The 20220-nt window shown below is 61.8% G+C and carries 19 protein-coding genes; 14 read left to right on the top strand and 5 right to left on the bottom strand.

The window, feature by feature from the left end; translation table 11 throughout:
- Positions 1 to 11: 11 nt before the first annotated feature.
- From metG to tmk, 3 genes are read right to left on the bottom strand one after another with little or no spacing between them, the layout of a single operon-like run.
- A complete protein-coding gene (gene metG / locus ACWHTU_RS10270; protein ID WP_447859252.1) occupies positions 12 to 2003 on the bottom strand; it encodes a methionine--tRNA ligase in 1992 nt (663 codons plus the stop codon).
- A 41-nt stretch (positions 2004 to 2044) separates the two neighbouring features.
- Complete coding sequence (gene holB / locus ACWHTU_RS10265) at positions 2045 to 3082, bottom strand: DNA polymerase III subunit delta' (RefSeq protein WP_447859251.1); 1038 nt, start codon at positions 3080 to 3082, stop codon at positions 2045 to 2047.
- 6 nt (positions 3083 to 3088) lie between these two features.
- A complete protein-coding gene (tmk, locus tag ACWHTU_RS10260) occupies positions 3089 to 3790 on the bottom strand; it encodes a dTMP kinase (protein WP_447863346.1) in 702 nt (233 codons plus the stop codon).
- Between the two features lie 104 nt (positions 3791 to 3894).
- Here tmk and ACWHTU_RS10255 point away from each other — a divergent pair, with 104 nt between their 5' ends.
- The 13 genes from ACWHTU_RS10255 (at position 3895) to mgtE (ending at position 17204) form a co-directional block, all read left to right on the top strand.
- Positions 3895 to 4572, top strand: a complete 678-nt coding sequence (locus tag ACWHTU_RS10255) for a DUF502 domain-containing protein (RefSeq protein WP_447859250.1) — start codon at positions 3895 to 3897, stop codon at positions 4570 to 4572.
- Between the two features lie 89 nt (positions 4573 to 4661).
- A complete protein-coding gene (gene glmU / locus ACWHTU_RS10250; RefSeq protein ID WP_447863345.1) occupies positions 4662 to 6239 on the top strand; it encodes a bifunctional UDP-N-acetylglucosamine diphosphorylase/glucosamine-1-phosphate N-acetyltransferase GlmU in 1578 nt (525 codons plus the stop codon).
- Between the two features lie 6 nt (positions 6240 to 6245).
- On the top strand, positions 6246 to 8075 hold the full coding sequence (gene glmS / locus ACWHTU_RS10245; RefSeq protein ID WP_447859249.1) for a glutamine--fructose-6-phosphate transaminase (isomerizing): 1830 nt from the start codon (positions 6246 to 6248) through the stop codon (positions 8073 to 8075).
- 142 nt (positions 8076 to 8217) lie between these two features.
- Positions 8218 to 8514 carry an Asp-tRNA(Asn)/Glu-tRNA(Gln) amidotransferase subunit GatC gene (gene gatC / locus ACWHTU_RS10240; RefSeq protein ID WP_447859248.1) on the top strand — a complete coding sequence of 99 codons (297 nt, stop codon included), beginning with the start codon at positions 8218 to 8220 and terminating at the stop codon, positions 8512 to 8514.
- Positions 8515 to 8582: 68 nt separating this feature from the next.
- On the top strand, positions 8583 to 8939 hold the full coding sequence (gene panD, locus ACWHTU_RS10235) for an aspartate 1-decarboxylase (RefSeq protein ID WP_447859247.1): 357 nt from the start codon (positions 8583 to 8585) through the stop codon (positions 8937 to 8939).
- A 53-nt stretch (positions 8940 to 8992) separates the two neighbouring features.
- On the top strand, positions 8993 to 10459 hold the full coding sequence (gene gatA, locus ACWHTU_RS10230) for an Asp-tRNA(Asn)/Glu-tRNA(Gln) amidotransferase subunit GatA (RefSeq protein WP_447859246.1): 1467 nt from the start codon (positions 8993 to 8995) through the stop codon (positions 10457 to 10459).
- A gap of 93 nt (positions 10460 to 10552) precedes the next feature.
- Complete coding sequence (locus ACWHTU_RS10225; RefSeq protein WP_447859245.1) at positions 10553 to 10966, top strand: DUF948 domain-containing protein; 414 nt, start codon at positions 10553 to 10555, stop codon at positions 10964 to 10966.
- Positions 10956 to 11276 carry a YtxH domain-containing protein gene (locus tag ACWHTU_RS10220; protein ID WP_447859244.1) on the top strand — a complete coding sequence of 107 codons (321 nt, stop codon included), beginning with the start codon at positions 10956 to 10958 and terminating at the stop codon, positions 11274 to 11276. Before ACWHTU_RS10225 ends, ACWHTU_RS10220 begins: the two co-directional genes overlap by 11 nt.
- A gap of 2 nt (positions 11277 to 11278) precedes the next feature.
- The gene (gene gatB, locus ACWHTU_RS10215) at positions 11279 to 12709 is read left to right on the top strand and encodes an Asp-tRNA(Asn)/Glu-tRNA(Gln) amidotransferase subunit GatB (RefSeq protein WP_447859243.1); all 1431 of its coding nucleotides are present in this window, start codon (positions 11279 to 11281) and stop codon (positions 12707 to 12709) included.
- Between the two features lie 429 nt (positions 12710 to 13138).
- Positions 13139 to 14425 (top strand): phosphopyruvate hydratase, encoded by a 1287-nt coding sequence (eno, locus tag ACWHTU_RS10210; RefSeq protein WP_447859242.1) that lies wholly within the window; start codon positions 13139 to 13141, stop codon positions 14423 to 14425.
- A 12-nt stretch (positions 14426 to 14437) separates the two neighbouring features.
- The gene (locus tag ACWHTU_RS10205) at positions 14438 to 14782 is read left to right on the top strand and encodes an FtsB family cell division protein (protein WP_447859241.1); all 345 of its coding nucleotides are present in this window, start codon (positions 14438 to 14440) and stop codon (positions 14780 to 14782) included.
- A gap of 62 nt (positions 14783 to 14844) precedes the next feature.
- Positions 14845 to 15729 (top strand): GTPase Era, encoded by an 885-nt coding sequence (gene era, locus ACWHTU_RS10200; protein WP_447859240.1) that lies wholly within the window; start codon positions 14845 to 14847, stop codon positions 15727 to 15729.
- A 41-nt stretch (positions 15730 to 15770) separates the two neighbouring features.
- Complete coding sequence (gene mgtE / locus ACWHTU_RS10195) at positions 15771 to 17204, top strand: magnesium transporter (RefSeq protein ID WP_447859238.1); 1434 nt, start codon at positions 15771 to 15773, stop codon at positions 17202 to 17204.
- 240 nt (positions 17205 to 17444) lie between these two features.
- Here mgtE and hepT read toward each other — a convergent pair whose 3' ends face one another.
- Together hepT and mntA are read right to left on the bottom strand one after the other, a co-directional pair.
- Positions 17445 to 17891 (bottom strand): type VII toxin-antitoxin system HepT family RNase toxin, encoded by a 447-nt coding sequence (hepT, locus tag ACWHTU_RS10190; RefSeq protein WP_447859237.1) that lies wholly within the window; start codon positions 17889 to 17891, stop codon positions 17445 to 17447.
- A complete protein-coding gene (mntA, locus tag ACWHTU_RS10185) occupies positions 17888 to 18358 on the bottom strand; it encodes a type VII toxin-antitoxin system MntA family adenylyltransferase antitoxin (RefSeq protein ID WP_447859236.1) in 471 nt (156 codons plus the stop codon). Before mntA ends, hepT begins: the two co-directional genes overlap by 4 nt.
- 345 nt (positions 18359 to 18703) lie before the next feature.
- Here mntA and ACWHTU_RS10180 point away from each other — a divergent pair, with 345 nt between their 5' ends.
- Entirely contained in the window at positions 18704 to 19471 is a 768-nt protein-coding gene (locus ACWHTU_RS10180; RefSeq protein ID WP_447859235.1) for a DDE-type integrase/transposase/recombinase, read from the top strand.
- Positions 19472 to 20220: the final 749 nt, after the last annotated feature.

The following is a 20220-nucleotide window of genomic DNA, read 5'->3' as shown; positions in this document are numbered from 1 at the left end:
AAATCGCAGCCTCACTTGACCTTCGTTCCCGGGGCCACCTCTTCGAGCACGGTGACCAATCCGCCGACTTCCGCATCCCCCGCCGCCAGCACCATCCCCTGGGACTCGATTCCCATGAGCTTCGCCGGTTTGAGATTGGCGACGATCACGACACAGCGTCCCACCAGCGCTTCCGGCTCGTATTTCTTGCCGATGCCGGCGACGATTTGGCGCCGCTCGCCGCCGAGATCCACCAGGAGCTTGATCAGCTTCTCCGAACGCGGCACGCGCTCCGCACTCAGCACTTTGGCCGTCTTGAGCTGGATGCGTTGGAATTCCTCGATGGTGATTTGAGCCGGGGGCGAACCGGACGACGTGGGCGGCGTTGATCCGATCGCCGATTCGGCGGTTGACGGCTGCCGATTGGTCATGGTCGAGACTCCTTGCATGTGGGCGATGTCGATCTTGGGAAACAGCGGCTTGCCCTTGGCGATGTCGAACCCGGGGGCCAGCGGCCGCGCGAGCAGTTTTCTGCCCTGGATCTGCGGATGGAGGCCGAGCTGAGCGGCTATGTTCTCGGCGGTCTGCGGCATGAACGGGTACAGCACGGGGATGAGCCGCTCCAATGCGTTCACTACGCGGTACAAGACCCCGTGGAGTTGCGACTTGCCTTCAGCACGCTTGGCTAACGTCCAGGGCGCGGTCTTGTCGATGTACTGGTCGCATCGTTGGATCAACTCCCACATGGATTCGAGCGCCCGATTGAATCGGAGGTCCTTGAGGTAGACCATGGCCGATTCGGTCAGTTCACTGATGGCCTGTTCCAACCGACCATCCAGTTCATCGTGAGGCGGGTAATTCGGCGGAATCTTACCCTGAGTAAACCGGTCGATCATCGCGAGTGTGCGGCTCACGAGATTGCCGAGACCGTCAGCCAGTTCGCTGTTGAGACGGCCGATCAACGCCTCGCGGGAGAAGTCCCCGTCCTGGCCAAACGGCACCTCCCGCATCAGAAAATAGCGGAACGCATCGACGCCGAATTCATCGACGATAGCGTGGGGATCCACGACGTTCCCGCGGCTCTTGGACATTTTTTCGCCGTTCACCGTCCACCAGCCGTGGGCGAAGATCGTCCGCGGCAACGGCAACTCCAACGCCATCAGCATGGTGGACCAATACACGGCGTGCGTGGTGAGGATGTCCTTGCCGACTAGGTGGATCGAAGCGGGCCAGAAGCGATCGAGGGAGGGCGTCGGGGTCAGGTATTCGAGCGCCGACAGGTAATTCACCAGCGCGTCGAACCAGACGTAGGTCACATAGCTTCGATCGAACGGCAGCTCGATCCCCCAGGAGAGGCGGGTTTTAGGGCGGGAGATCGAGAGATCTCCCAAGGGTTGGGCTTCGAGAAACCCGAGTACTTCGTTGAACCGTGCCGGAGGCCGAATGAACTCGGCGTGGGCTTCGGATACGCTCGGGTGAGCCTTCAAGTACTCGATGAGCCTGTGCTGATACTGACTCATCCGAAAGAAATAGTTGCTTTCGCTCAGCCGTTCGACCGGTCGCTTGCAGTCCGGACAGAGCCCGTCCACGACATCTTTCTCGGTCCAAAACCGCTCATCGAACGTGCAATACCACCCCGTATAATCCGCCTGATAAATTAATCCCTTCTCGAAGAGGACTTGAAGATAGCGTTGAACGATGGCTTTGTGCTGTGGGTCGGTCGTACGGATGAACGCGTCGTTCGAAATGTTCAGCCGCTTCCACAGCTCGCGGAACCGGGGCGCCATGCCGTCGCAATACCGTTGCGGATCGATGCCGGCCTTGGCCGCCGCCTGCTGGACTTTCTGCCCGTGTTCATCGACGCCGGTCAGAAAGAACACCTCGTAGTCCTGTTGGCTGTAGTGGCGTGCCAGCACGTCGGCCGCGATGGTCGTGTACGCGTGCCCGATGTGCGGAACATCGTTGACGTAATAGATGGGAGTCGTGATGTAAAACGACTTGGCCATGCCGGTCAAAGATAACAAGGTGGGGCTCCCTAATTCCAGTGACGGCGGATGTGCCTCATCTAGCGTCGTGCTTCGCGCCTCGGGCTCGTTCTGGTTCCTATCGCATCCCGCAGGCAAAGCAGGATGCTTTCCAACGCCAGTTGGACGTTCAAATGGCGTGTCGCCTGTTGTTCCCAGGTTTCGATGTCGTCGAGCAAGTCGAGCAGCGCAGCCACATCCACGTCGCGGGCCGCTGCTCGCAGGGCATCCAGGCAGTCCAGGTTGAGCAACGCGTCGGGGTCCGCGCCGACCCGCACGAGGAGCAGATCCCTGAGCCATCGCGCCAGCCACGCCAACGCTTCATGGGCCCGATCACTTTTGGCCAGCGTTTCCGCTGCCGTCAATAGGGCGGTGACGGACCGGAGGGACACCGGATCCGTCAACGGCAGCAACTCCCGTCTTGCCACCTTGAGCTCATGGGGATCCAGCTTCAACGCCTCGCCCAGGCGTCCTTCGCTCAACATCGCCACAAACCGCGCCTCGGCTGGGGACAGCCCGCGCCTCTCGATCAGAGCTGTTTCCACCTGCGCACGGGATGGGGTGGAAAACCGCAGCGCCTGACAGCGGGAGCGGATCGTAGCAGGCAACGCCGAGGGCCGGCTCGTCACCAGCAGAAAGAGGCAGTGAGGAGGCGGCTCTTCCAACGTTTTCAGCAGCGCGTTGGCCGCGCCGATGGTCAGGCGGTCCGCTTGATCGATCACGCACACCTTCCACCGGCCGATCAGCGGCCGGTACACGCTCTGCGAGTCGATCTCGCGAATCTGTTCGATCTTAATCTGCGGCGTCGCTTGTTCCGCATCCGGCTCGATGAGGGTGAAGTCCGGGTGGGTGCCTGCTTCGATCTGGCGACAGGACCGGCAGGTTCCACAGGCATCGGGATCACCCGGACCGACGGCCATGTCGCAGTTGAGCGCCTGCGCAAAACGCAAGGCCGACAAACGCTTGCCGATTCCGCGCTCTCCATAGAAGAGATAGGCGTGGGCGACTCGGCCGTGCCGTATGGCGGCTTTCAACAGCGCCTTAGGCGACTCATGACCGATGACGTCTGCGAAAGGCATCGCACGTCAAGAAGCGGATTGTGCTCCGGTTCGGCGAACGCTTCGGCGAAGGAACCGTCGCACGATCGCCGCGACCTCCTCCGCCAGGGTGTCGGCCGGTTTCGTCCCGTCGAGCACGACGATCCGGCTCGGCTCGCGGGCGGCCAGTTCAAGAAATCCCCGCCGCACGGCGTTGTGAAACCGGCGGGATTCCCGGTCCAACCGGTTCTGCTCCAACTTGTTCCGCTGGCGTCTGGTCAAACCCGCGCCGACAGGCAAATCAAACAGCAGGCTCAGATCCGGTTCCAGCCCGCCGGTGGCGAACCGGTTCAGTCGGCGCAAGACGCCGACATCGAGTCCCCGGCCGTATCCCTGGTAGGCTAGTGTGGAGTCCACGAACCGGTCGCACAGCACGACGATTCCGCGATCCAATGCCGGCTTGATCACTCGCGCGATGTGTTGGCTGCGAGCGGCCAAAATCAACAACGCTTCGCAGCGGGGATCCATTCGTTCGTGGGTTGACCGCAGAAGCGTCCGCCGAATGGCTTCGGCGAGGGGAGTGCCTCCGGGCTCCCGGGTCTCCAGCACGCGATGGCCGTCTTCACGGAGCAGCCGCGCGAGCCGTCGAATCTGGGTCGTCTTTCCACTGCCTTCGACCCCCTCCAACGTGATCAAAACTCCTCGCGGCCTCTCCCGTGTCAGGTTCACCGACTCCCCGTCTCGACGCATCCGGAAATAGGTCGGCATCCTATTCCAAGTGCTTGAAAATAGCAACAAAAGGCTTGCGACGGGCTCTCCAAAGTTTGTATGATGAGCGACCACGAGGAGCCCCGGTGATCACGGTCAAAGCCGCCCTGAAACGCTACTTTCTCACTGGCCTGCTAGTCATCACTCCGATCTGGGGCACGATCCTCATTCTGAAAACCTTGTTTGTGACCGTGGACGGGATCCTGGGCGACATGCTGGCCCGGATCGTCACCCCCGGGTACTATGTGCCGGGCCTCGGCATCGCCACCCTTGTTCTGCTTATTTTCGCCACCGGACTGTTCGCCGCCAACTTCATTGGGCGCCAGATCGTCGCGCTGTGGGAGGACTGGCTGAACCGTGTCCCGGTCGTCCGGGGCATCTACTCGACGTTGAAGTCCATGATGGACATCCTGTCGTTCACCGAGCGGGGCCAATACAACCGCGTCGTGCTGATCCAATTTCCGAAAAACGGCCACTACTGCTTCGCCTTCGTCACGGGTGTCACCAAGGGCGAAATACAGGACCTGTCTTCCGACCCATTGGTGCACGTCTACGTACCGACTTCGCCCAATCCGACGTCCGGATATTTTTTGCTCGTGCCGGAGCGGGAGGTAATCCCGGTCGAGATCAGCGTGGAAGAGGCGATGAAACTGATTGTCTCCGGCGGGCTCTATTCGCCCACTCCCTCCATGGGCGCCACGCTCGGCGCCGATTCCAAGTGGTTCAAAGTCAAACAGCCGGAAGCGGGAGTGCCTATCGCATGATCGAACGGCCGGTCCATCGGGCTTCCTCGTTCCCGGGTGTCGTGGGCCCGGCGACGGGAGCGCCGGTCCCCGGACTCGGCGCCATCGTCATGGCGGCCGGGATTGGCAAGCGCATGAAATCCAAGCTGGCCAAGGTGCTTCACCCCGTGGCCGGCCGGCCGATGATCCTCTACATCGTGGAACTGGCCGAGCGGCTGGCTGGCGCTGGGGTTGCGGTCGTGGTCGGTCATCAGGCCGGACGGGTCCGTGCGCTGCTCGAAGGCCGCGCGATCGCTGATCGGCGCGCGTCCCGGACCGCGATCGTCGAACAGCCGGAGCCTCTGGGGACCGGCCACGCCGTGTTACAGGCCAAGCCGGTGTTTTTCGTTTCTTCGCTCGAGCGTCCGGCAACGTTCCTGATTTTGAACGGTGACACGCCGCTGTTGACCGAGGCGACGATCCGCGAGCTGTTGCGCGTTCACGAAACCGACCACGCGACGGCGACAATCCTGACCGCCGTGCTTGAAGACGCGACCGGCTACGGACGGATCGTGCGCAGCAATCCGGTCGGAGACAACCGTCCAGACCTGCTGGATTGCCGCGTGCTGAAAATCGTCGAGGATTGTGACGCCTCCCCGGAGGAAAGGCGCTTGCGAGAAGTCAACGTCGGGACCTATGTGGTGGACGGTGGTTTTTTGTTCGAAGCGCTGGATGCGCTGCAGCCGCACAACGCGCAGCGAGAATATTATCTGACCGACCTTGTGACCCTTGCGGTGGAGAGGGGGTTGCGTGTGTCGGCCGTCACGCTTTCCGACCCGGAGGAGGGCCTCGGCGTCAATACGCGCTGGCAACTGGCGCGGGCCGAACGCGCGATGCGCGAGCGGATCCGCGAGCGGTGGCTGGACGCCGGCGTCACGATGCGCGATCCGGCGACGACCTGGATCGACGCCGGGGTCGTCATCGGACCCGACACGGTGCTGTATCCCAACGTCACGCTCGAAGGCTCCACAGTGATTGGCGAGGACTGCGTAATCCACTCGAACGTCCGCCTGACGGACTGCGTACTCGGCAATCGCGTCGAAATTTTGGAGCACTGCGTGTTTCGCGAGGCCCGGTTGGAGGACGACACGACGCTGGGGCCGTTCGTGCATCTGCGGCCTGGCACGGTGGTGCGCCGCAAGGCCAAAGTTGGCAATTTCGTCGAGATGAAGAACACTGACCTGGGTGAAGGGTCCAAAGCCAATCACCTCAGCTATCTCGGCGACACGGTCGTCGGCAAGGGCGTGAACATCGGGGCCGGGACGATCACCTGCAACTACGACGGCGTCCGCAAGTATCGGACGGTCATCGAAGACGATGTGTTTGTGGGCAGCGATGCGCAACTGATCGCGCCGGTGACGGTCGGCCGCGGAGCGGTGGTAGCGGCCGGCACCACCGTCACGCAGGACGTGCCGGCCGACGCGCTGGCCATCGCGCGGGCGCCGCAGGTCAACCGGGAGGGATGGGCCGCCCGACGCCGGGCGCTGCACACTGGTGGGGATCGTGAAGCGACGCCCGTGAAGCCTCCGGCGAACTCCGAGCGAAACGCACTTCACGCGTCGCGGACGGCACCGGGACAGCCTCCTGGTACCAAGAAGCGCACGTCTTTTTCAAAGGGCAAGAAGACGGGCAAACAGGCGAGGAGCTAACAGAAGATGTGCGGCATTGTTGGCTACGTCGGCAACCAGGACGCCGTCCCCATTCTCCTGAGCGGATTGCAGCGGTTGGAGTACCGCGGGTACGACTCGGCCGGCGTCGCGGTGTTGCAGAACGGGAAGATCGAAGTCCGGCGCAGCGTGGGCAAGCTGGCCAATTTGCAGAAGTCACTCCAGGAGCGGAGTCTGAGCGGGACCATCGGCATCGGTCATACGCGGTGGGCGACGCATGGCAAGCCGTCCGAGCAGAACGCCCATCCGCATCGCTCGGACGGCTGCGTGTTGGTGCACAACGGTATCATCGAAAACTACTTGCCGCTGAAGCAACAACTGCTCAAGGACGGCTACATATTCGAGTCGGAGACCGACACGGAAGTGGTGGCGCATCTCATCGGCAAGGAGATCAAGCGGGGGAAAAGCCTGGCCGACGCCGTGCGGGCCGCGACCAAACAGATCCGCGGGAGTTACGCCCTTGCCGTCATCTCCGAGCGCGAACCGGATACGCTTGTGGCGGCGCGCTCCGGGTGTCCCTTGGTCGTCGGTCGGACCGCCGAGGCGACGTTCGTCGCCTCCGACGTCATGGCGATGCTCTCGCACACCCGCGACGTGACCTATCTGGAGGAAGGCGACGTGGCGGTGGTGACCGCGAAGGACGTCCAAATGACGGACCTGGACGGCCGCCCGGTTTCCCGTCCGACGACGCGCGTCACCTGGGACGCCTCGGCCGCCGAGAAGAGCGGCTATCCTCATTTCATGCTCAAGGAAATTCACGAGCAGCCGCAGAGCATTCTGGATACCTTGCGCGGCCGCTATTCGCGCGAAACCGGCGAGGCGGATTTGCCGGAGATCGGCCTGACCCCGCACGAATTCGCGGCGGTGGGACAGATCTGGATCGTCGCCTGCGGCACCTCCTGGCACGCCGGCTTGGTCGGCAAATATCTGTTCGAAGAAATGGTCCGGACCCCGGTTCAGGTGGACATCGCGTCGGAATTCCGCTATCGCGATCCCCTGGTCCGAAAAGACGACCTGTTCATCACGATTTCCCAATCTGGGGAGACCGCCGACACGCTGGCCGCCGCGCGCGAGGCGAAGGAAAAGGGCGCGCGGGTGGTGTCGATCGTCAACGTGGTCGGCAGCACCTTGGCGCGGGAATCGGACGGCGTGCTTTACACCCATTGCGGACCGGAGATCGGCGTGGCCTCCACCAAGGCGTTCACGGCGCAACTGATGGCCCTGTACTTGCTCGCGTTGCACCTCGGACGCGTGCGGGGCGTGCTTTCGGCGGCCGACGGCAAGGCCTGGCTGGACCGTTTGGTCACCCTACCGACGCTGGTCAAAGGATTGCTCGGCCGGGAAGCCGAACTGGTCGCCATCGCCAAGCGCTACCACGCCAAGCGGAACTTTTTGTACCTCGGACGGGGCATCAACTATCCGATCGCGCTCGAAGGCGCGTTGAAGCTGAAAGAAATCTCGTACATTCACGCGGAAGGATACGCGGCCGGCGAGATGAAACACGGACCCATCGCGCTGATTGACAAGGACATGCCAGTGGTGGTGCTGGCGCCGCGCGATAGGCTGTATGAAAAGACCGTGAGCAATCTGATGGAAGTCAAGGCGCGTCACGCCCCGGTGATCGCCTTTGTGGCGGAAGGGGAGCGGGAACTTGGCAGGACCGCCGACGCGGTGTTCACCATTCCGGACGTGCATCCGCTGCTGTCGCCGATTCTATTCACGGTTCCGCTCCAGTTGCTGGCGTACCATATCGCCGTGCTAAGGGGAACCGATGTGGATCAGCCGAGGAACCTGGCGAAGAGCGTGACGGTGGAGTGATGAAAGCTGAACGAGGCTTGTCTCCGACGAGCCGGCCGTCCTCGAACCCTGACCGATGGAAAGACCCCGCTGCAGGGGCGACCGGGCTCCCAAGGCTGAGCCCCCGCTCAGCACGAGTTTGTTTGAAGGGAGTGCGCGCGGAATGTCAAAAATTAGTAAGGACGAGGTCGAGAAAGTTGCGCAGCTGGCGCGTCTGGAATTGACGGAGGCGGAGAAGGACGCCTTCGGCCGGCAGCTCAGCGCTATTCTCGCGTACGTGGAGACACTCAACACCTACGACACGACCGGCGTGGAGCCGACCGCGACGGTCTTGGGGGAGGTCAATGTGTTCCGCGAGGACGCGGTGCTCCCCTCGCTTCCTGTGGACCGGGCGCTCGCCAATGCGCCGGAGCAGGCTGATGGGTTTTTCGTCGTGCCCAAGATTCTTGAAGACCGGTAGGAGCCGGGCGTGAAGCGGCCACGTTGCGCTCATCGCGGATGACACGTCATCAGATCATGGAGTAAAAGATGTTCAGGCAAATGTTGCGGGCCAAAATTCATCGCGCGACCGTCACCGACGCCTGTCTCGAGTACGAAGGCAGCCTGACGGTGGACGAAGATCTCCTGGACGCCGCCGGCATCTTGCCGTACGAAGCGGTCGTAATCTCCAACTTGAACAACGGTGAACGGTTCATGACCTACGCTATGGCCGGCAGGCGCGGCAGCGGCGAGATCGTGTTGAACGGCCCGACGGCCCGCAAAGGGGCCGTCGGCGACCAAATCATCATCTTTTGCTATGAGTACTATGCTGAGGAAGAGATCAAACGGCACGCGCCGAAGATTATCAAGGTCGATGAGAAGAATCGTATTATCAACAAAGGCTAGCGGCGCCTCTTGCCCCTTGTCCCGCGCCGCTCGCCCTTTCGCTCCGAGATGCCATGTCCCTTCATAAGCTGACCCTTCAGGAGTTGCAACGGAAATTTACCGCTGGAGAGGTAACTGCCCGCGAGATCGTGCGTGCCTATTCCCTGCGCATCAATCAAGTGGAACCGAAGGTCAAGGCCTACATCACCCAGACGAAGGACGTGGCCATGGCGCAAGCCGAGGCGCTGGACGAGCGGCTCAAAGGATGGAGGCGCACGCTCCCGCTCATGGGCATGCCGCTGGCCGTCAAGGATAACATCTGCACGGAAGGCGTGTTGACCACCTGCGCATCCCGCATCCTCAACAACTTCGTGCCGCCTTACGACGCGACCGTGATCGCCAAGCTCCGGGAGCAGGGGTATCTCCTGCTGGGAAAGACCAACCTCGATGAGTTCGCGATGGGTTCCTCGACTGAGAACTCGGCCTTCGGGCCGACCCGCAATCCCTGGAATCTTCAACATGTCCCCGGCGGATCCAGCGGTGGATCAGCGGCTGCGGTGGCGGCGGACGAATGTGCGGCCGCCCTAGGGTCCGATACCGGCGGATCGATTCGCCAGCCCGCCGCCTTCTGCGGCGTCGTCGGATTGAAACCGACCTACGGCCGGGTGTCCCGCTACGGGCTGGTGGCGTTCGCCTCGTCGCTCGACCAGATTGGCCCGATCACCAAATGCGTCGCCGACGCAGCGATCATCCTGGGGATTATCGCCGGCCATGATCCGCGCGACTCGACGTCCGCCACCGTCCCGGTGCCGGACTATCTCAAAGTTCTGAAACGCAGGGATCTGCGGAAGGTCCGCATCGGCGTGCCGGTCGAATATTTTGCGGAGGGACTCGATCCCGAGGTGGACCGGGCGGTGAAAGACGCGATCGGCGAATTGAAGAACTTGGGTGGCGAGATCAAGGAGATCAAGCTGCCGACCACGGACGCCGCGATCGCGACCTACTACGTGATCGCGACGGCAGAGGCCAGTTCCAACCTTGCGCGTTACGACGGGGTGAAATACGGCTTACGTGCCAAACAGACGAAAGACCTGCTCGAGCTGTACATGAAGACGAGGCAGGAAGGGTTCGGCCCGGAGGTGAAGCGACGGATCATGCTCGGCACTTATGCCCTGAGCGCGGGCTACTATGACGCCTATTACGGCAAAGCGCAAGCCGTGCGGACGCTCATCCGCCGGGACTTCGAGGCGGCCTTCACCGAGGTGGACCTGATCGTCACGCCGGTTGCGCCGACGACGGCGTTCAAGCTTGGCGAAAAACTCGACGATCCGCTGCAAATGTATCTTTCGGACATCTACACGATTTCCGTCAACTTGGCCGGCGTGCCGGCCATTGCGCTGCCCTGCGGGTTCAGCAAAGCCGGCCTGCCGATCGGCTTGCAGATCATCGGGCGGCCGTTCGAGGAAGAAATGATCATCCGGGCGGCCCACGCCTATGAGCAGGCCACCAACTGGCGCGCGAAGCGACCCATCGTTCGATGAAGAAAACTGCCGGCGATCGGCGATGAACGATCAGTCTCGTGCCGAAGGCTGGCGGTATGAAGCCAAAGATTCACGTTGAGATTGGAGGAAGAGATGATCGTCGAAATGGCGGCCGTCGTCGTGGCGATCGCGTTTGCGGTCTTGGTCGGCTACCTGGTGCCGATGCTCATCGAACTCCGCAAAACGGTTGCCGAGTCCCAACAACTGTTGGCCCGCATGAACAGCGAATTGCCCTCGTTAATTGCCGAGCTCCAAGCCATGAGTCAGAACCTCAACGACTTGGCCGAGCAGGCGCGGGGCGGCGTCGAGCGCGCGGCGGTGCTGCTGCACGCGGTCGGGGATATCGGCGAGTCGGTGCAGCAGGTGCATCAGATCGTCAAGGGAACGAGCGGGTCGTTGCTTGTGAACCTCGCCAGCATGGTGGCGGGACTGCGGGCGGCGACGACCGTCGTCAAGCAACGATTACACAGCAATCATGGAGAAGGAGGGACGACCGATGGGAGATGATCGAGGCGTGTCACCGGCGGCTGTCTTATTGGCCTTTCTCAGCGGCGCGGCGTTGGGCGCGGTCGCGGGGTTGCTCCTGGCGCCGCAGCCCGGCCGGGAGTCGCGCGAGCAACTCCGACGCTACGCCCGGCGGACGGAGGAAACGCTGCGGGATCTGGCCGGGAAAGCCGGCGAGACTTTCGAAGAAGTGGTGGAGAAAGGGCGCGATTTCGTCGAGGCCAAGAAGTCAGTCCTTAAGGAAGCGTTCGAAGCCGGGCGCGAGGCGATGAAGCGTGAGCGCGAGCGCCTGTCCGGCGAGACGAAAAGCTGAGCATGGTCTACGAAGTGATCATCGGGGTGGAGGTTCACGCCCAACTCCGGACCCGATCCAAGATGTTTTGCGCCTGCGGAACCGCCTTTGGGCTCGCCGCGAACACGCAGACCTGCCCGGTGTGCCTCGGCATGCCGGGCGCTCTCCCGGTCATCAATCGGACAGCGGTCGAGATGGCGGTCCGCACCGGCTTGGCGCTGAACTGTGCGATTCGGTCCCACAACCGGTTCGCGCGGAAGAATTACTTTTATCCCGATCTGCCCAAGGGCTATCAGATCTCGCAGTACGAAGCACCCATCTGCGAGAACGGGTGGATCGAGATCGCGGCCGGCGACGCCAAGAAGCGCATTCGCATCCGGCGGGCGCATCTGGAAGAAGACGCCGGCAAGAACATCCACGACACCGGAACGAACGGCAGCCGGGTGGACTTCAACCGCGCCGGCACGCCGCTCCTGGAGATCGTGAGCGAACCGGACATGCGCTCCGCGGACGAGGTGGTGGCCTATCTGAAGGCGCTGCGCGATATCCTGATGTACCTGGAGGTCTGCGACGGCAACATGGAAGAGGGGAGTTTTCGGTGCGAGCCGAATCTCTCGCTGCGGCCGCCCGGCCAGAAAGCCCTCGGCACCAAGGTCGAACTGAAAAACATCAACTCCTTCAAGTTCGTCAAAGACGCGATCGACTACGAGATCAAGCGTCAAACGAAGATCTTGAGCGAAGGGGGAACGGTTCGGCAGGAAACGCGGTTCTGGGACATCGAACGGGGCGAGACAGCGGTCATGCGCACCAAAGAAGAGGCTCACGATTACCGCTATTTCCCAGACCCCGACCTGGTCCCGTTGAAGATCGAACCGGAGTGGATCGAAGCGCTGCGCAAGACAGTCCCGGAGTTGCCGGCCGTCAGGATGAGGCGGTTCGTGACCGAGTATGGGCTACCGGAATACGATGCGGGCGTGCTGACGGCGTCCAAGGCCTTGGCCGACTATTTTGAAGCTTGCGTCGGGCTCTATGACCGGCCGAAGACCGTCAGCAACTGGGTGATGGGCGAGCTGTTGCGTGAGCTAAACAATGCCGGAGCCGACGTGACCGCGTCGCCGGTTGGCCCGGAGCGCCTGGTGAGCCTGTTGAGACTGGTGGACGACGGCACCATCAGCCTGAAAGTCGCGCGGGACATCTTCCCGGAACTCTACGCCAGCGGAAAGGAGCCCGAGCAGATCGTGAAGGAGAAGGGCCTGACGCAGGTCTCCGACGAAGGAGCGCTGCTCGCGATGATTGACGCGATCCTCGAACAGCATCCGGCGCAGGTGGCGCAGTATCGGAGCGGCAAAGAGCAGGTGCTGGGCTTTTTCGTCGGGCAGGTGATGAAAGCGTCGGGCGGGAAGGCGAATCCGGGCAAGGTGAACGAGTTGCTGAAGCGGAAACTGGCGGGATGAGCGCGAGTCGGGCGATCAAGGCGCGGCGGATTGTGGATTCTCGGAGAAGCCCCGATACATGACCATCAGACAGCGGGAAAGTGCTGCGAAATACTGCTACGATCTGAGGAAGATTGTCCTGACGGTGGCGGTGGTAACCAAAGGGTTTTCGCAGCAATTTCGGCCTCTCAACTTCTGGGTAAGGTTGCTGTTCGCGGGAGTGGCTTGGGATTGGCTTACGTGGGCGGCTACCTGCTGGATGGCTATGAGGAGAACCGATCATGACCGCGATGGATCGTCTCACCGTGTTCTATGCGCTTGGCAGTGTGGCGATGCTGGTACTCATCGGTCGGCTTCTCTGGCAGAAGCATCATCAGCAATCTGAATTCGGGCTGCTGTGACTTTAATGGCTTTCAGAGTTGTAGGCTGTCAAACTGGAGTGACGCGACAATGAGCGCGATTCGGGAGATCAAGGCGCGGCAGATTCTGGATTCGCGGGGGAATCCGACCGTCGAGGTCGATGTGACGTTGGAAAGCGGCGCGCGGGGCCGGGCAGCGGTGCCGTCCGGGGCCTCGACGGGGGAGAAGGAAGCGATTGAGCTGCGGGACGGCGACAAGAAGCGTTGGCTGGGCAAAGGCGTCGCCAAGGCCGTGGCGAATATCCACAAGACCATCGCGCCGGAACTCCTCGGCTGGGAGGCCCTCAACCAAGCCGCAATCGACCGCGCGATGGTGGCGCTGGATGGGACCAAAAACAAAGCGCGCTTGGGGGCCAATGCGATTCTCGGCGTCTCGTTGGCCGTGGCCAAGGCGGCCGCGAATGAAACTGGGCAGCCTCTCTATCGGTATCTTGGCGGAACCAACGCGCGGGTGCTGCCGGTCCCGATGATGAACATTATCAACGGCGGGGTCCATGCGGACAACCGCCTCGACCTCCAGGAGTTCATGATCATGCCGGTCGGCGCCTCTCGGTTCAGCGAGGCGCTCCGCATGGCGGCGGAAGTCTTCCATGCGCTGAAGACGATCCTGAAGAAGCGCGGCCTGAACACGGCGGTTGGGGATGAGGGAGGATTCGCACCCGATCTGCAATCCAACGAGGAAGCGTTGAGCCTCATCGTCCAGGCCATCGAGGAGGCCGGTTACCGGCCGGGACGAGACATCGCGCTGGCCCTTGACGCTGCCGCCAGCGAGTTTTATGAGAAAGGCCGCTATCGGCTGGAAGCGGAAAAACAGCCGGACCGCTCGGCCGAGGACATGATCCGCTATTACACCCGCCTGGTGGACAAATACCCCATCCTCTCTATCGAGGACGGCCTGAGCGAACTGGATTGGAAAGGATGGCGGATCCTGACTGAGCAATTGGGCGGACGGGTGCAGTTGGTCGGCGACGACATCTTTGTAACCAACGTGGAGGTTTTCTCCAAGGGTATCCGGGAGGGGATCGGCAATTCGATCCTGATCAAGCTCAATCAAATCGGCACCCTGACGGAGACCCTGGAGGCGATCGAGCTGGCGAAGCGGTCTGGCTATACGGCGGTCGTGTCCCACCGGTCGGGAGAGACCGAAGACACGACGATCGCGGATGTGGCCGTCGCCATGAACACCGGCTTGATCAAAACGGGCTCGCTATCCCGGACCGACCGGGTGGCCAAGTATAATCAATTGTTGCGCATCGAAGAAGAGTTGGGAGCAACGGCGGTGTATCGCGGCCGGGCGGCGGTCGCGGTGCGCCTGTGAGCACGAGAACCTATGTTGATTAAGCCGAACCGCGGACCGGCGGCGTTGACCCGGCAGCGGCGCGCGGTCGGGATCATGAAATTGGTCGCCTTGATGCTGGGGTTGGGGCTGACCGGCTCGCTCCTGTTCGGCGACATGGGGCTCATCCAATACTGGAAGATGCGGCAACATGCCCGCCAGTTGGAAGAGGACATCCAGGCGCTTCGGCAGGGCAACGCCGCGCTTCGGCTGGAGATCGAGCGCGTGCAGCACGACCCGGCCAGGATCGAGGAATTGGCAAGAGAGCAACTGGGCTTTGTGCGGAAGGGCGAGACGGTGTATCAACTGGCAGAAGAGCCTCGCGCCGGTAGCAATTAGCGAATCGCGTCTCGCTCTGAATCTTTGGCTATTCGCCGCTCGCGACGGGCTGCGCGCTGAATATGAAATCGGGAACAGTCGCCATCGTGGGCCGGTCGAACGTCGGGAAATCGACGTTGCTCAACCGACTGCTCAACGAGAAGATCGCTATCGTGTCGGACAAGCCGCAGACCACCAGGATGCGGATCTTGGGGGTCGCGCACAGGCCTGGTGCCGAGATCGCCTTTCTGGATACGCCCGGCCTGCACAAGCCGCAACATTTGCTCAACCGGCGGATGGTGCGGACGGCCTTGGAAACGTTGGAGGACGGAGACCTGCTGTATGTCCTCGTCGAAGCGACCGCGCCGCCTGGTCCGGGCGACCGATTCGCCATCGACCGGGTGCGGGAGGCGCTCGGCAAACGGGCGCGGCCTGTTTTTTTGGTCATCAATAAAATCGACTTGGTCCGCAAAACCCGGCTGCTGCCCTTGATCGAGACGTACTGCCCGCTGCTGGAGTGGACGGAAATCGTGCCAGTGTCGGCCCTGACCGGCGACAACCTCGATCGCTTGGTGGACTTGACCGTCAAGCTGCTGCCGGAGGGCGAGCCTGCGTACGGAGCGGACATGCTCACGGATCAGCCGATGCGGACGCTGGCGGCCGAACTCATCCGCGAGAAGATTCTTCATGAGACCTACCAAGAAGTTCCGCATGCCGTCGCCGTCGAAATCGATCGCTTCACGGAGGAAGGCAAACTGGCCCGCATTGCGGCGTCGATCCTGGTCGAGAAGGAATCGCAGAAGGCCATCCTTATCGGAAGGCGCGGGGAGCGGCTTAAAGCCGCCGGGACCGCCGCCCGGCGCGAGATGGAGCGGCTGTTCGGTATGAAAGTGTTTTTGGAGCTGTGGGTCAAGGTCCGGGCGGCCTGGCGCGAGGACGAACGAGTGCTGGTGGAGTTGGGGTATTAACACGCAGGCGATAGGCCATAGGCGAAGAGCCGGAAGCGCCCATGCAGCCGACGGAACGTACGCGTCCACTGGATAAGGACATCCTGAAGGAAGTTTCCCGGGAACTGGCCGAAAAGGGACAGGCGAAGTCCGATATCGTCCTGCTGTCTTTCCAGCGCCTGCTTCGTCGCGGCGCGATTACCAATCTCGCCAAGATGCTCGGCCGCATGCACCCGGCCGATATCGCCAGGGTTATCAACCACCTCTCATCTCCGAAAGAAAAGCGCACGGTCTTCGAACTCGTCCGTGGCGAGGCCCAGCGCGGACAAGTCCTCAGCGAGTTGGACGGTGACAGCATCAACCAGGTGTTGTCGGACCTGCCCCCCTCCGACGTGGCGTGGCTCCTGAAAGACCTCGGCCCCGACGATGTCGCCTACATCCTAGGCGTCCTCCCCGAAGAGCGGGCCAAAGAGATCCTCGCGCTGATGAAAACAGAGGACTCCACGGAGATCGCCGATCTGTTGAAGTACCCGAAAGACTCAGCCGGCGCGATCATGACCACGGAGTTTTTCTCGCTGCCGGAGGATACGACCGCCCAGGAAGCGATTCGCCGCCTGCAACACGCCACGGACGCCGAGATGGTGTTCTACATCTACGTGACCGATAAGGAGAACCACCTGGTGGGCGTCCTGTCGCTGCGCCAACTCCTCACCGTGCCGCCGGCCACGCCCCTCAAGAACATCATGACGCGCGACGTGATCAGCGTCACGGTGGATACGGACCAGGAAGAGGTGGCCCGCCAAGTGGCCAGTTACAACCTGCTGGCCATCCCGGTCGTCGAAAAAGACAACACGCTCGTTGGCATCATCACGGTCGACGACGTGGTGGACGTGATCCGCGAAGAGGCGACGGAGGACATGCTGAAAATGGCCGGCGCCATCGAGGAAGAAACGCAGTCCAAATCCTCAAGCCTCGCCGCCGCCCGGCTGCGGTTGCCGTGGTTGTTCACGAACCTGATCGGTAGCCTGGTTTCCGGCGCGATCCTCTGGTTCTTCCGCTTCACGATCCAGGAAGTCGTGGCGATCGTGAGCTTTATACCCGTCATCGCCGCCATGGGCGGCAACGTCGGCTTGCAATCCTCGACCCTGATCATCCGTGGCCTCGCGACCGGCTCGATCGAGCTGACCGACGTCGGGAAAGTGTTTTTCCGGGAGATCCGGATTACGCTGCTGATGGGGTTGGCGTGTTGCATCATTCTGACCCTGGTCGGCTGGCTGTGGCACGGCCATGCGGTCCTGGGCATGGTGATCGGGGCTTCCATGATGATCGCCTTCGTCGTCTCGACAAGCATGGCCACGTTCATGCCCATCCTGCTGAAACGCATGGGCATCGACCCGGCCATTGCGGCCGGCCCGTTCGTCACGACGGCGAACGACATCACCGGCATCACCATCTACCTCACGCTCGCCACCGTGTTCCTGGAATATCTCAGATGAAGAACAGGAGGCGAGAGGCAAGTAGATCCTGATCGGCCAGGAGATGAGGCCTTCGCCCGCACTTCGCCATTCGTTGCGACCCTTTCGTTCAGCGCTTCTCCCAGTGCAAGGCGGCGCGCACGGCGGAGTTTGTGTGCGCTGAAGAGCTGTGGCGCCTAAGCTGGCGCGCGTGTTCCGCCAGCTCGGGGATCGGGTCCCGTTTCAGGGAACCCGCGTGTTCGCGGTGGGAGGTAGGTCTAGTCATAGAAGCGATTCGCCTTCAGTCCGCTCCAGGTATGTTTCCACCGCCTTGACGTACTGGGGAAAAAGCTTCTGCGCCTTTCGAACGGCATCAAGGACGATGGTGTCCACGATGGCGTCGTACTCATGTACGAGACGGTTGCGGAGGCCGGCGGACGGAGCCAGCTCGGCCGCAAGGTCCGCTGAGAGGATGCCAAGGTCGGCTAGTTTCAGAAATCCCTGGTAATATTCATCGGGAACTGTTGCACCAGAATGCACGATCAGGTGAGTGTTGATATCGAAAGCGGCTTCGATTGCCTCCTGAAGGAGTCGTTCAGTGCCCTTGCGCGTGAACACTTCGCGCCGGTAGCGGTCCAGCGGCATCGTGACGACTTGCTCCAGCGTGCGGAGGTTGTCAATGATTACGGCCAACTTACGACGGAGCACAGCAGGATCGACCGGTGTCACGCCAGGCCCCGCTCCTGCAGGAACAACGTGATGACTTGCTTCTGCGCCTCGCGGAGTTTTGCCGCGTCGATATATCGCCGATGGGCCAGGGAACAGAATTCGGCATACAGGCCTGGCCTGCGTTCATAGAGCAGACGGCCGTGGCGAACTACTTCCATTGCCAACAAGGGGGATGCCTGGCGAAGGTCGACCACGTCGACATCATTCCGGTGAGTCAGGCGGATCACTTCGTTGGTGAGAGTCAGCAGGTCTAGTGGTTGGTCGCCCATAAGGGCAATATCCAGGTCGCTCCCCCGATGCCGCCGTTTGGTTGCAGCCGATCCGAACAAGACCGCGAGGCAGATCTCCGATCGGTTGAATACCGGGGCAAGCTCGTCCTTGAGCCGGCGATCGTCTGTGGGTGTGGACTCAGTAGTAGTGACTTCCATCTGAGGAATATTCGAGTTTTCTTCGGCTGGATTTGCCATGCAACAGTACCAACCCCTCGCAGCAAGGTCAAGGACGCAGGTGAACGGTCGGCTAGCCCAGAGAACGATTTGCGGAGAGAGATACCTCGCTTATCCGGCAGGACGAGCGGTTCACTTACAATTGTTCGTTAGCTGTCTAGTTTCATGACATTGTGAACAGCGATGATGACGAGACTGTCTCAGTCCGATAGGCTGGGCCGGAGCACTCATTCAGAAGGAGGGCTCCATGACCTATCACCAAAATGCTCGGACGACCGGGCATCAACGCAAACGCATTCGGCAGAGCCGCACGCCGTATTGAGTCCCAGCCAAGGCCCTGGGGATCAGTGTGGCCACGGTGGGGAAGTGACGCCGCCGCCCCGATGGGCCGACCGCTCCAGTCGGCCGCACCAGTCGCACAAAGCCTTGCCGCCAGAAGCCGCCCCCTTGTTGACTTGGTTGCGCAAAGACTGGCTGCTGGATCTGGACACGGTGTGGCTGGCGTTGCGGCAGACCGTCTTCCCGCAACTCAGTCGTTCGGCGGGGTATCGCGAACTGGTCCGGTTGTCGCTCCCTCCGCTCCGCCGGCTGCGGCCTCACCCAAACCAACCCCCGGGGCGCTTCCGCGCCTGTCCCCCCGGCTTTCTCCATCTCGACACCTTCGCGCTGCCCCGGCTGGGCGGCCCCCGGCGGTATCTGTGTGTCGCGATCGATCGGGCCACGCGCTTGATGACGATGCCGGTGGCCTCGGCACGCGATATGGCCAGTGCCGTGGCGTTCCTGGCGCACTGTCAACGCTTCTATCCGTTCCGCCTCTATCGGGTGCTGACGGACAACGGACGGGAATTCACGCTGTGCGGCTATCGGGGGCGGAACGGCGCCCGCTCCCCCAAGGGGCATCTCTTCACGCAGAGCTGCCGGCGCAGCCGCATCCGGCACAGCCTGACCAAGGCCTATCATCCCTGGCCCAACGGACTGGTCGAACGCACGGGGGCACCATCAAAGCCGAGATGGTCTCTCGCTGGCACTTCGATTCGACCGCCCTGTTGGACGCAGCCCTGTATGGCTTCGAACGATATTTCAACGAGCATCGACCGTACAAGGCCATGGGGGGCAAACCGCCCGCTCAATTGACGCAGGACTGGTATCACCGATCACCCAAGCGATTTCTCCGGCCACCGTTCGGAGCGTTCACAACCTAGTGACACTAGACAGTTAGCCTCAAGAGGGCAGGACCGACACAGGGGCAAACGTTCCAGCGTTATCGATGTTCTTATCTACTTCGCAAGTAGTGTCGGTGATGAGTATCGTCTGGTTTGTGAGCCACAAGTCGACCTTGATATTGAAGCGACTTTCCATTGGGATGAGAGCGAACAAAGGTACTCTCTGCTCCAACTGGCTAGCACGCGATTGAGGTCCACCAAGAATGCCGCTTCCGCACCCCCTTAACGGCGGCCTCACCACTGACTGGGCTGGTATGCCATCCGCGACGCGGCAAACGTACCCCTCTCCGCTGGGGAGGTCCGAAGCCTGCACACCCGACTCATCACTCGAACGGAAGTCTCGACCAGGTCGCCGACTCTGGCAGGACCAGCGATTCAGCGCGTAACTTCATCAAGGCACCGACTCTCATGGGCCACATCCGTGCGCTTCGCGTCGGCGTTGTCTAGGAGCCGGACCGGCTCAGTCCGCTCGGGATTTAAGGACCGCACCACATTCAAAATCACTTCCGGCTTTTTTCAGATGTTGGCCGCTATCGCTGTTGATGCAAGGCGGTTCCTGCATGCAGTGAAGACCATAGACGTGTTTTCGATTCGTCAGACCCTTAGTAGCCAGGAAATCAGGCCTTCGTGCGCATCTCCGCTTGGGGGAGATTCAGGTCG

The sequence above is a fragment of the Nitrospira calida genome (genome assembly GCF_976986435.1).
The sequence above is the reverse complement of the archived record's forward strand: the minus strand, read 5'-3'. Positions and strand labels throughout refer to the sequence as shown.

Excerpts from the sequence above, each read along its gene's own strand:
- holB (WP_447859251.1), bottom strand. The coding sequence starts at position 3,082 with ATGCCTTTCGCAGACGTCATCGGTCATGAGTCGCCTAAGGCGCTGTTG.
- tmk (WP_447863346.1), bottom strand. The coding sequence starts at position 3,790 with ATGCGTCGAGACGGGGAGTCGGTGAACCTGACACGGGAGAGGCCGCGA.
- glmU (WP_447863345.1), top strand. The coding sequence starts at position 4,662 with ATGGCGGCCGGGATTGGCAAGCGCATGAAATCCAAGCTGGCCAAGGTG.
- glmS (WP_447859249.1), top strand. The coding sequence starts at position 6,246 with ATGTGCGGCATTGTTGGCTACGTCGGCAACCAGGACGCCGTCCCCATT.
- gatC (WP_447859248.1), top strand. The coding sequence starts at position 8,218 with ATGTCAAAAATTAGTAAGGACGAGGTCGAGAAAGTTGCGCAGCTGGCG.
- panD (WP_447859247.1), top strand. The coding sequence starts at position 8,583 with ATGTTCAGGCAAATGTTGCGGGCCAAAATTCATCGCGCGACCGTCACC.
- gatA (WP_447859246.1), top strand. The coding sequence starts at position 8,993 with ATGTCCCTTCATAAGCTGACCCTTCAGGAGTTGCAACGGAAATTTACC.
- ACWHTU_RS10225 (WP_447859245.1), top strand. The coding sequence starts at position 10,553 with ATGATCGTCGAAATGGCGGCCGTCGTCGTGGCGATCGCGTTTGCGGTC.
- ACWHTU_RS10220 (WP_447859244.1), top strand. The coding sequence starts at position 10,956 with ATGGGAGATGATCGAGGCGTGTCACCGGCGGCTGTCTTATTGGCCTTT.
- gatB (WP_447859243.1), top strand. The coding sequence starts at position 11,279 with ATGGTCTACGAAGTGATCATCGGGGTGGAGGTTCACGCCCAACTCCGG.
- eno (WP_447859242.1), top strand. The coding sequence starts at position 13,139 with ATGAGCGCGATTCGGGAGATCAAGGCGCGGCAGATTCTGGATTCGCGG.
- ACWHTU_RS10205 (WP_447859241.1), top strand. The coding sequence starts at position 14,438 with ATGTTGATTAAGCCGAACCGCGGACCGGCGGCGTTGACCCGGCAGCGG.
- era (WP_447859240.1), top strand. The coding sequence starts at position 14,845 with ATGAAATCGGGAACAGTCGCCATCGTGGGCCGGTCGAACGTCGGGAAA.
- mgtE (WP_447859238.1), top strand. The coding sequence starts at position 15,771 with ATGCAGCCGACGGAACGTACGCGTCCACTGGATAAGGACATCCTGAAG.
- mntA (WP_447859236.1), bottom strand. The coding sequence starts at position 18,358 with ATGGCAAATCCAGCCGAAGAAAACTCGAATATTCCTCAGATGGAAGTC.